Here is a 12,101-nt window from a genome sequence, read left to right on the forward strand (position 1 = left end):
GGTTGGAACGGCCAGGAACTCATCTGCCAGAATGCGGACGCGCTCCCCCAGAATCTGTGACGTAGACACTCCCAGATTTTCTCGGCTGGGAGCGCTTCCCCGTCGTTATGCAGGTGCAACTCCTGAGATATACCCTTTCCATATCTCTTGAGTTGTGCGTCGCACAGCGCCTCTACGCCAACGTACACACGCACCAGGCCAGCATCTTTGAGTCGTCGCAGCATCTCGATGCGCTGATCATTTTCTTCCTGGGTGCCTCGCGGGTTGCGAATGTTGTCCGCACGGATGGAGAACGTGAACTGCAACTCAGGCATGCCTCGTAAAACGTCGGCAATCGCGATTGCCCCGGACAGATCGTGACCAACAAAGTCCTCATCCACGAAGGTGAAAAACTTTTGGCCTGAGGACCGGATCTCTTCGAGTGAGGCCGTGATGACGTCCAGAGGTACGCGCGTCCAGTCACTCTTCTTACCAGGGGGACGGACGCAGAACGTGCAGTGTCCGTAATGGCAACCGCGTGAGGTTTCAACGCAACTGAAATAAGAATCGACATTGATTCGCTTGGGTTTGACTGCCTGATGGTTCCAAAGGGCGTGGGTCACAACGGGGTTGTTGGAGGGCACATCGCCTTGCATGAAGCTGATGCCTGGGATTCCAGCCAGGTGAAGTGAGCCGTCCAGTACACCTTCCACAATGCGAGCGAGGGGGGCCTCGCCCCACCCGCGAACCATCACAGCCTCTGGGAAGAGTTTTAAATGGGTCTCCGGGTCATTGGTCGGCATTGAGCCGCCGAAAACCAGTAGCGGTGGGCGTTGGGGTCGCCGGGCATGTTGCAGGGCAAGGGCGAGCTCTTCAACAAGCGCGTAAGTGCCCTGCGGAGCGGATATGCCCATCACAGCGTAGGTTCCGGCCTCATATGCCCCGACGATGGACTGCAAAGCCTTCGGGTCAAGTTCAGGATTGATGGGAATGATATCGGCATGAACTCCGGGAATGAACTGTTCAAGGTGAGCCGCCAGCGCCTCACAGGCGATGGGTTCCCAATTAGAGAATTGGAGTTCGCCGTAGAGCTGGAAAAGCGCCACCCGGCCGCGAGGTGGAGTAGTTCTCCCTACCGGGGCTGCACTCGCCATGGCGGATGTGCCCGTCCCTATCTCAAGGTGGGCCGTCACGCGTGCAACTCCTGTGCAGGGCCCTGGACACGCGCGTCCGCGAGCGCATCAAAGGGAACTTCAAACGGCTTCACGACCACGGGCAGAAAGTCTGACCTTCCCGGCAGCCACTCGGTTTGGTGATGGGCTGTCGACAGCGCCATCACGGCATCCAGGCCAGCGATACTTGAGGTAATTGGCACACTTGTGCTGCGGTGTGCTGGTTTCACAGACGGACCGGTGTGATCTGGGTCGGCCGAAGCCCCACCTACACAGAGTGGTACACACGGCACGCCGAGCGTGACCTTAATTCTATGTTTTGGCATGCGTACGAGTCTCGATGGCAGGAGGTTTGCATGCGTTTAGCACCTGGCTCGGGGGTTCTGTCCACTTGGGACATGCCAGGAATGGTGAGGAAACAAACGCCAGGACGTGATCAAGCTCCGACGGCACCAAAGCTGCCGCAGGCCTTGGGCGCCGGTCCAGCCTGCGGGGTGGCCGGAGAGGACCCCGGCAAGGAGAACCAGAGGCCTGCCCCCCGACCACACCCCAGTTCTGGCACAGGCTGCGGTGCGCCACCTGGTCTGGTGACGGTCCTTGTCAGTCCTGCGGCTGTGCCGCCGCGGAGTCCAGGTTCTACCCTGCCCAGTGGGGGCCTAACCTGGAAAGCCAGACTTCACGAACGGGGCAGGGGGTCAGCACCTCTACCTGCTCGCCCCATGGGAGAATCCAGGCCAGGAGTTCACCCGGCACTCCCGCGGCGTCCGTTCCCGCACGAACCTCCAGTTCCAGGCTCCCATCGGTCAGGATCAGCGGGTCAACCAGGTGGGGGTCTCTGCCTTTCAGCAGTCGATACCCCGCGTCCGGCGTGAAGCGCAGCCGGACCGTCACCTCACTGTGGCCGCTGTCTCCCCCCCACACCTTCATACGCTCCCCTTGTGAGCCGAGGGGGCGGCCGTCCACCGCCCTGGTACGCGCTGGCGCCTCCCGGCACTGGTGATGACCGCCTTCACTGGCTCAGTGCTGCGGCTGGAGGCTGAGGATCGGCTGAGCTGAGGAAAGCTTTTCCGGCCCCACGTAGTCCGGGTCGGCGTGGGCGGGAAGGCTGCAAGCAACGAGCAGGAGGGCGATCAGGAGTCGGCGAAACCAGGCTGTGACGGTCATGGCGCGACGGTAGGAACGTGCCGGTTTGCACCCGTTGAGCAACGGCGGCGGCGGTATTCTGGAGAGGTGAACACCGTCCGCAAGGCGGCGCAAGCGGGAGAGCACGCCCGTGGTGTCGAGTGGTTCCGGGCTCTGGCCCAGCCTCAGCCCGAGGACCTCCGCTGGGCTGGCGTCTGTTTCCTGCACCTCAATCAATTGCCGCAGGCCGCCCTATACCTCCAGCAGGCACTGAACCTCGGCCTTCGGGGGGCCGCCGTGCACCTGGCCTCCCTGCACTTCCAGCAGGGCAACCCCACCCTCGCCCTGAGCACCCTCGACCAGGTGAACCCTGAAGAGTTGCCGTCCTCGGACGCGGCCCTGTGGTACCGAGCACGCACCCGGGTGCTGTGGGTGCTCGGGGAGAGCCGGGAGACCCTCTTCGCGCTCGCCACGCAGGCCTGGACCCTCGCGGCTGGTGCGCCCCTGGACGTGCAGGTGTCCGTCGCAACCCTGCTGGGCCACCTGCACGGCCACTTTGACGAACACGTCCCCGCCCTCGCCTACCTCACCTTCGCCACCGAACATGCCCGGCGTGACCGGCTGGCGTATGCCCTGATGGCGCGCGCCGCCGCACTCCTGGCCCTGGGCCGCCTCGACGAGGCTGAACAGGCCCTCCTGACTGAACAGGGGGAAGCGACCGCTCTCCTGCGCGGCGAACTCCAGGCGCAACTGCTATGGGCCCGCGGGGACGTCGGGCGAACTCGCGCCGTCCTCAACTCACTCCTGCCCCTCGCGCAGGGACATCCCCGAACCGAACTGCGCCTCCGCTTGGGCCTGCTGACCGTGGCAACGCTGCAAGGCGATGACACCCAGGCCCGGCTCCAAATCGTCCGGGCGGAGCATCTCGTCAGGACGCCTTACGATCAGGCCCTGCTCGACCACCGCTCTGGATTATGGCAGGCCCGGAGGGGGGAGCCGGGCGGTCTTTCCCGGCTCAGGACGGCGGAGGCGACTCTGACCGCTGGAGGCCACCTCCGGGACCTCGTGCGCGTCCGGCTGGCCCTGGCCGAGGTGGAACCGGAAGCCCGGGACCAACACCTCCAGGGGGCGGCGGAAACCGCCTGCGCCCTGCCCGCGGTTCCCTTCCTCGCTCCGGAGTGGCCCCTCCTGCCGCAGATTTATGCCCATCTCCTGTCCATTGACCCGGAGAGCTTCGAGAGCCACGCCCTGCTCGGCCCACCCCGGCCTCCCCGGCTGATCCTCCGAACCCTCGAACAAGCGGCCCTGGAGGTGGACGGGCAGCCGGTGCGCTTTCGTCTGGGCCGCACAGTGGAAGTCCTGGCCTTCCTCCTGCGTCACGGTGAAGCCAACCTTACGACCATCCAGCGCAAGCTCTTTCCTGACGTGCCCGCAGGGCGAGCCAAAAACTACTTTCACCAGGTCCGGGTAGACGTCGCGTCACGGGTCGCAGGCCTGAACATCGACTATGACGCCAAGAGGAAGCTCTACTGGGTCCGGAGTGACGCGCGACTGGGGTGGGATGTGCGCGAGTTGGAGACGGCGCTGACTTCTGCGGACGCCTGCTTGCCGGAGCTGAGCAGCATAGAATTCCTGCCAACGTCGGAGAGCGAATGGGCACAGGAGGAGCGTGAGCACTTGAGGCGGTGGGTGACGCAGGTGGGGCTGGAGACGATGGAGCGTTGGTACCAGGTCGGCGAGTACGAGAAGTGCATCAAGCTCGCGGAACGCCTGCTGCCCCTCGATCCCCTGGATGAGGCGCTGCACACCTTCCTGCTGAACGCCACCTGGCATGCCCGGGGACAACTCGCGGCGCAGCACCTGTACCGCCACAGCGCCGCGACCTTCATCCGGGAGGTGGGCGAGGTCCCGCCTGGGCTCACAAAGCTGGAGCGGGAGTGGCGAACGCTGCACTGACGCTGTCCGGGCGTCCCCGCCCCGTGCAAGACTCGCGGCATGTGCGGAAAACGGGGCCGTACACAGGAGGAATACCTAAAGAAGCGGGGGCGAGGTTCTTCCTCACCCCGCTCCAGGCAGGGAGAGGCCTTCCTGATCTTGACCGCGGCCTGTTGCTCAGCAGACGGGTCCCTGGGAAAAGGCGCCCTCTCCGCTCTCGGCAGAGTCCTCGCCGTTCTCTTCCTCGTGTCGAGGACCCTGCCTATGGTCCTCCTGTCCGGTCTTGGAGAGTTTCCACGCTAGCGGAGACCGTACGGTGAGGCCCATCATTTAATGAAGGTACGATTAAGACATTGCGGTTTGCAGGCGTGTAGCAGGTGTTGTCCCTGCACTGCGGCTCATCACTTGTGACTGAAACAGACCGTTTTTTCTCGTTCTGGACGCACCACGACCGATCCACAGCCGCTCGACCACTGCCGAGAGGCGTGGGCCTCTTGCTCGCACTGGCATGTGGCTGCTCCCCGGCTGCAAACCGGGGAGTGCCTACCCTCGCGTCATCCAGGGAGGTAATGAATGAACCGGGGCTTTCTCGCCCTCGACGTACGTTTCTGCCTCTGCATTCCCATATTGCTCTGATGCCTTGTTGGATCACCTCTCTCGGGGAGTTCACCCGTTGCTGACGGTGGCGGTTTCAACATGGGTCTCCCTAGCTTTTGGTGACCCGGGCCGCCGGGTGCGGATGCTCAAGGCATGGACCTCCAGTCCTGCCTCCCCGATCCCGAGCTGCTGACACTCCGCTCCACCCACGTCCAGCCCGAAGTGCTCTGGCTCGACCTGGAAAGCCGGGCACCGACGGGGCTCTGCCCTGCCTGTGGGCAAGTCTCGTCTCACCGGCACAGCCGTCACACCCGCATCCTCAAGGACGTCGCCCTGCTGGGGCGACGTGTCCGTTTGCGCCTGACGGTCCGCAAGTTCTTCTGCGACACGGCGAGCTGCACTCAGCGCATCTTTTGCGAGCGGTTGCCTTCCGTGGTGTTTCCCTGGCGACGGAAAACGGTTCGGCTGGAACACCAGAACAGCTTGGTCGCGCTGGAGGTAGGTGCGGAAAGTGCCGCTCGGGTTCTGGGGCACTGTGGCTGCCCGGTCAGTGCCGATGCCCTACTCGCTCAGGTTCGACGGCCTCCCGCACCCGAGGTCGTTCCGATCCGGCATCTGGGGGTCGATGACTGGGCGTGGCGCAAGGGAAGGCCGTACGGCACCATCCGTCGATCTGGAGCGGCACTGCGTCGTGGACCTGTCGCCGGATCGGGAAGCGGATACCCTGGCAGGGTGGCTCATGAGCCACCCCGAAGTGGAGGTCATCACCCGGGATCGCGGCGGTGCCTACCAGGAGGGAGCAGCGCGGGGTGCGCCCCAAGCCTAACAGGTCGCCGACCGCTGGCACTTGCTGAAGAACCTGCGCGAGACCCTTGAACGCTACTTCCAGCGTACCCACACCACGTTCGCCGCTTTGGGCAGAGCACCCCTGGTCCCCGCCTCCGTGGCCGTCGAAGTCGCTGCCCAAGACCCACCGAAAGAGCATTCTGCCCGACCGCAGACTCATCCCCCTTCAGCCCACCAACAGCAACGCTTCGAGGCGGTCAAACGCCTGCTGGCCCAGGGGCTGCCGGGGGCTCAAGTGGCCCGTGAGGTCGGGGTCGCTCGGGGGACCGTCCGCAAATACGCCCAGTGGGAGCGGCACCCGGGGACCGCCGCGCGGTCCCCTCGCCCCCGTCGCCTGGCCCCCTATGAGGACTGGCTGACCTTACGGTGACAGGCAGGCCACTGCAACGCCGTAGCGTTGCACCAGGAACTGCGGGGGCAAGGGTACCGCGGTGTAGCCACCGCGGTACGCGACTTTTGTCGTCCACTTCGCCTCGCTTCCCCGCCCGGTACGCCAGCCCAGCGGTTCGTCTGTCCCTCGCCCAGGACGCTCTCCTGGGCCGTGTTGGCCCCCAGGACTCTGCGCGCGCCCCAGGTGGGCGCGCTGTTGGAGGCGGGCCGAACGGCGACGCCCGAGTTCGTGCAGGTCGAACGCCTGCTAACGACAGGCTGGCGCCTGCTTGGGGGCCACGAGGCGCCACCCCTGCGGGGTTGGCTCAGCGAGCTGGAACAAAGCGGGGTCAGAGAACTTCAGACTTTTGCGGTTGGGCTCGGTCGCGACTTCGAAGCGGTACGAGCCGCGTTGGAGACGTCGTACAGCAACGGACAGGTCGAGGGTCAGGTGAATCGCCTCAAGACCATCAAGCGGAGCATGTACGGCCGGGCAGGATTGAACCTACTCAAGGCCAGGGTGCTGCACCGAACCCCGCGCCCGGCGGCCCGGGTCACCAAAAGCTAGGGAGACCCCGAACGTCTCCCCAACGTTCGCCGCCCCGTTCCTGATCTCCCCGGACGGGGGCTCAACCGAGCCCTGAGTCCCCTTCCCCCAGCAGGTCCCATACGCTGGGGACAGCGTGAAGACGATCCTGCACAGCATTCAGACGGAGGACCAGGCCTTTGAGTTGCAACTCCAGCGAGATCGACTGGTCCTGGAGTGGGTGGGCCGCCCCCCTGTCCACCTGGAGCAAGGCAAGGGCATGCACACGACCGTGGGGGTGACGGGTGTAGGCGTCCCTTACTTCGGGTGTCGTCGGGTCGTGTTCCTCGACGGCGAGGTGCACCTCCTCGACCCGGCAGGCGTGCCGCTCTCCTTCGGACGTGGCCCTGATGGATTGCGGTTCCAACAGGCGTTACGCGAGTTCCCGGCCGCGGAAGCCCGGAGATTCGCCGAGGTGGCTTCACAGCAGTTGGAGACCTTCTGGTGCCGTCCGGGTTGGTGGCGCTGGTGGACGCGGCAGCGCTGGCAATTCCCCTCCACCCGGACGGCTCGTCGGCTGGTGTGGCTGTACGATCACAGCGGGTTGAGATGGGTCCACCTCACCTTGGACCGGATGTTCAGGCGGCCCCCTGGCTGAAGCAGGAATCTCCTGGCCGTGGGACGCCGAGCCCGTCGCCATCTTCGGTGGGTGGTCTGGTGCCACACCAGGTGAACCTCAATCGGTGAGGAATGACCTTCTCATCCCTTGGAAGCAACTGTGGGCGTCAGGTCCTGAAAGCCAGGCTCACGAGTTGCGCCGAGTACCGTCCCGGGGCGTCTTCTCTTAAGGTCAGCACGCCCGTCACATCGTTCTTGTCCTGATCAGTAAAGCGCCAGAGGCTCGTGACGGTCTTGCCCGCCGTGTTCTTGGCGAGCGGCGTCCACCCTGCGGCCTGGAGTTGTGCGCCGTACGCGTCGAGGAGCTGCGCGGCGCTCAGGGACGACTGGATGGAAGCGGAGCTGGTCCAGCTCCCACCGCCGCCACCCGTGCCGCTCGGCTGCACGGTGGTGCCGCTCGGCGGGCGCAGCGCCGGGAGGTTGGTCTGGTACTCGCTGCCCCGCCTCTCCTGGAACTGAAGCTGTTCTCGCAGGTTCCGGTCCTGACTCACGTTCAGGGTGACCCGGGTGACCGTGCCCACGCGCCGGATCTGGGCGTTGAACCTGAGCTGCTGCTCCAGGCGGTAGGACCACAACGCCTCGGGGTTCTCCGCGGCCTGGAAGCCCCCCGCGAAGGAAGGACCGAGCCCCCCCGGGAAGGGCGTCCAACCCAGCGCCCGGAGCGAGGCTTGAAGAGCCGCCTGCACCTGCGCGGGAGAAGCTGAGCTGTCGAAGTAGACGCTCTGGGAGTTGGGGAAGTCAGAAGTGTTGCTGGTCCGGATCAGACTGCCCAGCAAACGGCCGGAAGGAACATTCGGCAGTGGCCCCAGGGGTTGGGGCGGGAGCTGGCCGACCAAGAGCCGGGCCTCCACGGTGATGGGGCCGAAATCATCGCTCAGGGCGCGCTGGGTCAATTCCCGCTCCCGGGCGAGGTCGGCTGGAGAGGGGATGGGGGCCGTTTGAGCGAGTGCGCCGGATACGGCGAGCAGGGCCACCAGGAACAGTCGACGGTTCATGCAACCTCCGTGAACTGGCAAAGAAGAGACTGGAGCGGAGCCAGTTCAGCTTCACGCTATCCAACCTCACGCTGATTTCCTGCTGACTTTCGCGCTTGCCGCGGGAACGGGTTGGCCGGTGGTCTTCCTGGATGGTCACTTTCGGCGAGGACCAGCCGGGGAACAGGCTAAGGTGGCCTATGCCGACCCGCACCCATCTCGCGCCGCTCCTTCTTGCGGGCCTCCTGGGCGCCTGCGGCTCCCTGCCCATCGAGTGGCCGTATAGGAACTCTTGCACCTCCTCCTACCAGCGGCCGGACTGGACCCGCCTCAAGGCGGAACTGGAGCAGGCCCAGGCGCGTTGGACGGCGGCTGACCTCCACACGTACGCGTACACTCGCACGGTCTCGAACTTCGCCGGGGAGTTCGTCACGCGGGTGGATGTGGAGAACGGCGTGGTGGCGCGCGTGCGCGACGAGCAGACCGGGGCGCTCCTGGGCACGGATCAGGCCTTCACCATCGACCATCTGTTCGCCCAGCTCCGCACCGCCGTGACTCAGGCACAGGCCAACGCGCAGTCCTGCCTGCTGTTAAACGTGACGTTCGACGCCTCGCTGGGCTTCCCCACCCTCATCGACACGGCGGACCTCACCGAGGGCTTGCAGGACGCCTTCGGCACGCAACGCCTCTCGGGACTGGACCCCCGGGCGCCCTGATCCCCGGTGGTGGGGCACACGTTGCGGCGGCTGGGGAGGGGGAGAGCCTCACCCATCATGTCCCGGTCACCCGGGGCCGCTAGCGTGAGGCCATGCCCCTGAACCGCGCGGCGCTGCTGGCCGCCGCCCTGACCTGCCTCCTGCTGCCGGGGACCGCCCCAGCGCTCACCTTGTCCCCATACGGCGCGGCCCGCATCGACGGCCACGCGGCGGGCACCTTTTCCACGTTGAATGACCCCTCCGGCTTCGCGGGCGGGCTGGCCTGGGGGCCGGACGGCTCGGCCTACACCCTCGACGGCGCGCGGGTGCTGTACCGCTGGAACGCCCGAACTGGGCAGCCCGTGTCCCGCACCGTGCTGGTGCCGCCCTCCAGCCTGCCGAATGCGAGGGCGAACTTCGGGCCGAGACTCCGGCTGGAGGGCTACCGTACGGACGGCGGGGCGCTCAAGGGACCGTTCATCCGGGTGCAGGGCTACGCGGGGGGCCAGCCCTACCAGACCGCCTACACCCTGCGGGCCGACGGGCGGGCCGTGCTGGGCGACGTGTGCGCCCGTGCGGCGGGGCGAGCCGGAGGTTGCGCGGCGGGGTACAGCGTGACGGTCCTCCCCCAACAGAAGGGCCGGGCCGTGCTGCGTCTGGAAGGTCGGCAGGGGCCCGTGACGGAGATCACGCTGCCCGCCGGTCGGGTGCTGGACGTCGAGCCCTCGCCGGACGGCGCGCGGGTGGTGGCCCTGCGCAGCGTGTCGAAGCGCGAGTATGACCCGACCGCCCCCCTGTTCCTCGACGTGGCGACGCGGGACGGGAAGGTCGTGTCGCGGCAGGTGCCGGGGAGCTTCGGGGTGGAGCCCAGCGGGGAGCCCCAGGTACGCTGGGTGGACGCCGGGCGAATCCTGACCGCCACGCCCCGGGCGACTTCCCCCACGTACAGCCCCAGCGGGCAGCAGGTCAGCCTGTGGGGCCTGAGCGGTCAGTCGCCCCGCTGGACGGTGGGCAGGGGAGAGTTGCGCGACGCCGTGCCCTCACCGGACGGCACGCTGTTCCTGACCGTCCGCGGCGGCAGCGTGCCGGAACTCCACCGTGTGTCGGACGGCACGTTCGTGCGGTCCCTGGGCGCGGCGGTCACCGCGTCCGTGCCGAAGCCGGGAGGGGGCGCACTGCTGGCGCTCGACACCGGGAACGGGCAGGGGGAGCTGAGAACGGTGCGCCCGGGTGGGCCGAGTCGGCGGTTGGGCGGACAGGGGCTGGAGGGCGTGACCGAGTTGGCCGTGAGCCCGGATGGACGCTTCATCGCCGCCGCCCGCCCCGGGAGTGTGGCCGTCCTTGACCGCGCCGGGCGGACCCTGCACACCCTTGCCCTGCCACCGGAGGCGTACCGGGTGGACCTGGCCTTCTCCGGGCCCAGGACGGTGTTCGCCCGCTTTGAAGACGCGGGAAGCGGCAGTGGCTGGCAGAGCCGAACCTGGGACGCGGCGACGGGCGGGGTGCTGAGTCAGGAGGCCAACACGCGCCCGGTGGGGACCCTGCGCCTGCGGGCCGAGGATCGGCGGCTGCCCAGCGGCGCGTTCCAGTCGCGGCTGAGGGCGACCGGACCGAACGGTCAGACCCTGTGGCGGGAGGCATGGCACGGCGACTACCGCCCGTATTTCGTGCCCAGCCCAGACGGGCGCGCGGCGGTGCGAGGTGTGTCACGCCCGATCAAGGAGCAGACGGAACAGGCCGGTCTCTACCTCTACCGCCTCGACCCACGCACCGGACGGGCCAGCCCTGGTCTGACTTTGCGGACGGGTGACCCGAAGGAGGCGTACCGGGGGCTGAGCCTGCTGGACTACGCGCCGAACCGTCGCCTTGTCCTGCTGGGTGAGGGGGCGGGGGACGGTTGCGGTGGGGCCTTTTATGGCCTGCGCCTGGCGGACGTGGAGGCCCGGCGGGAGGTGAAGCTGCCGGTGGCGCTGACCTCGGGCCTAACGCGCTATTTCGGCTGCGGCCAGCCGGTGCCGCAACCCACGGCGGCCTTCACGCCGGAAGGGAACGTGCTGGTGCGGGACGGCAATACCTTGAACTGGTGGCGCTGAGCCACGAGACGGTGCTCCAGCGATGGTGCCGTCCCAGGACCACGAGCGCGTTCGGTCACAGCCAACTCGCCAGACAAGTCAACGGGCAAGTGCCGCTCGCTGCCCGTGTCAGTATTTCTACGTGGGCAAGAACCCGACGGGTGGGCGGTGGTGAGAGAAATCTACCCGCGAGACCCAACGGGCCACGTTGAGAAGCAGAGACGGAAGTTGAGGGGCTGGAAGGGAACGAGCGGGAGAACGCCTTCGCGATAGCTTCAGCCCATGTGCTCTCCCTCTCACAGCTTCGTGTTGGGCATCCTGGCAGGCCTGGTCTTGGGGATGCCGCTGCTGCTTGTGGGCGGGTATCTCTGGCAGGCGGGCCTCGACCTCCGCTCGCCTTCATCCAGCCGGGAGTGGATCAAGCTCTGTGCCCGTGGCCGCGAAGACATCTTCTGCAAGGCCGCGCAGAGCGTGGTCGCGCGGGAAGTATCTGGCCCTGTCGTCCTGCTCTACCCCGGCGTAACGGGCGACCGCGACCTCACGGCAACGCTCATCGTGTGGAAGGGGCGTTACCCCTCCCCAGAAGAGTTGGACGCTCTGGTGTGGGCAAATCTCTTTGCGGCGGCTGAGCTCAAGACGGGTCAGATGCGCTCGCTGGACGGTCAGGTACGGCGGGTGAGGTGCCCGGCGCCCGACCAGCGAGGCTCCTGCCAGCTTGGGCCTCTGAAGGTCCAGCGGCACACCCGGCCTCGCAGCGCAAACGACGGAGCGATCTACGTTTCGTTTGGCCCAGACAATCAGCGGGGCTTCCTGCCACCACGTTGAGTCGGACAGAGAGAGGCTAACGAAGTGGCTGCCGGGTGCACTGAAGGGTTCGGCCTCCCCCAGAGGCACGTTCCACACAGGAGAGCAAGCTCACCTGGCCCCGAGGCCCCAGCCCACCAGACGACGAGCGCTGGACCCCACCCCGCTTCAGTTCCCGGTGAGCGGCCGGAGGTCCTCGAGCACCATCCACGCGCCGGGTTCACGGCGGGTGCGTTGCCCGTTGGCGGGCATGGAGAACCCGCTTCTGCCTCTACCGATGAAGTCGCTGCGCGCCTGGGTGGACGTCGTGACGCCCCAGGCGCCGTTCGTGG

General features: G+C 66.8%; 12 protein-coding genes. 8 read left to right on the plus strand and 4 right to left on the minus strand.

The annotated features are described in order from the left end of the window. The 3 genes from A7B18_RS21320 to A7B18_RS21880 form a co-directional block, all read right to left on the minus strand. The coding region (locus A7B18_RS21320; protein WP_180970052.1) for a B12-binding domain-containing radical SAM protein at positions 1-1,085 on the minus strand (1,085 nt) is incomplete at its 3' end. A gap of 702 nt (positions 1,086-1,787) precedes the next feature. Further along, positions 1,788-2,078 (minus strand): WCX domain-containing protein, encoded by a 291-nt coding sequence (locus A7B18_RS23085; protein ID WP_102125917.1) that lies wholly within the window; start codon positions 2,076-2,078, stop codon positions 1,788-1,790. A gap of 90 nt (positions 2,079-2,168) precedes the next feature. Then, a complete protein-coding gene (locus A7B18_RS21880) occupies positions 2,169-2,315 on the minus strand; it encodes a hypothetical protein (protein WP_180970053.1) in 147 nt (48 codons plus the stop codon). Positions 2,316-2,381: 66 nt separating this feature from the next. Here A7B18_RS21880 and A7B18_RS06660 point away from each other — a divergent pair, with 66 nt between their 5' ends. From A7B18_RS06660 to A7B18_RS06680, 5 genes are all read left to right on the plus strand, one after another. Beyond that, the gene (locus tag A7B18_RS06660) at positions 2,382-4,229 is read left to right on the plus strand and encodes a BTAD domain-containing putative transcriptional regulator (RefSeq protein ID WP_102125918.1); all 1,848 of its coding nucleotides are present in this window, start codon (positions 2,382-2,384) and stop codon (positions 4,227-4,229) included. A gap of 729 nt (positions 4,230-4,958) precedes the next feature. Beyond that, positions 4,959-5,681, plus strand: a complete 723-nt coding sequence (locus tag A7B18_RS23090) for a transposase family protein (protein WP_102125919.1) — start codon at positions 4,959-4,961, stop codon at positions 5,679-5,681. Positions 5,682-5,748: 67 nt separating this feature from the next. Beyond that, the gene (locus A7B18_RS23095) at positions 5,749-6,021 is read left to right on the plus strand and encodes a helix-turn-helix domain-containing protein (RefSeq protein ID WP_425430323.1); all 273 of its coding nucleotides are present in this window, start codon (positions 5,749-5,751) and stop codon (positions 6,019-6,021) included. Between the two features lie 249 nt (positions 6,022-6,270). Further along, entirely contained in the window at positions 6,271-6,588 is a 318-nt protein-coding gene (locus tag A7B18_RS06675; RefSeq protein ID WP_425430324.1) for a transposase, read from the plus strand. A 115-nt stretch (positions 6,589-6,703) separates the two neighbouring features. Beyond that, positions 6,704-7,204, plus strand: a complete 501-nt coding sequence (locus A7B18_RS06680) for a hypothetical protein (protein WP_102125922.1) — start codon at positions 6,704-6,706, stop codon at positions 7,202-7,204. 127 nt (positions 7,205-7,331) lie between these two features. Here A7B18_RS06680 and A7B18_RS06685 read toward each other — a convergent pair whose 3' ends face one another. Continuing rightward, positions 7,332-8,219: a hypothetical protein gene (locus A7B18_RS06685; RefSeq protein ID WP_102125923.1), complete on the minus strand. Its 888-nt coding sequence runs from the start codon at positions 8,217-8,219 to the stop codon at positions 7,332-7,334. A gap of 179 nt (positions 8,220-8,398) precedes the next feature. Between A7B18_RS06685 and A7B18_RS06690 the strand changes: the two genes are divergently transcribed. From A7B18_RS06690 to A7B18_RS06700, 3 genes are all read left to right on the plus strand, one after another. Next, entirely contained in the window at positions 8,399-8,914 is a 516-nt protein-coding gene (locus A7B18_RS06690) for a DUF6174 domain-containing protein (RefSeq protein WP_102125924.1), read from the plus strand. Positions 8,915-9,006: 92 nt separating this feature from the next. Next, positions 9,007-10,986 (plus strand): hypothetical protein, encoded by a 1,980-nt coding sequence (locus tag A7B18_RS06695; protein WP_102125925.1) that lies wholly within the window; start codon positions 9,007-9,009, stop codon positions 10,984-10,986. Positions 10,987-11,247: 261 nt separating this feature from the next. Next, the gene (locus A7B18_RS06700; RefSeq protein ID WP_102125926.1) at positions 11,248-11,790 is read left to right on the plus strand and encodes a hypothetical protein; all 543 of its coding nucleotides are present in this window, start codon (positions 11,248-11,250) and stop codon (positions 11,788-11,790) included. The last annotated feature ends 311 nt before the right edge of the window (positions 11,791-12,101 follow it).

Source organism: Deinococcus planocerae, from assembly GCF_002869765.1.
Lineage (GTDB): Bacteria > Deinococcota > Deinococci > Deinococcales > Deinococcaceae > Deinococcus > Deinococcus planocerae.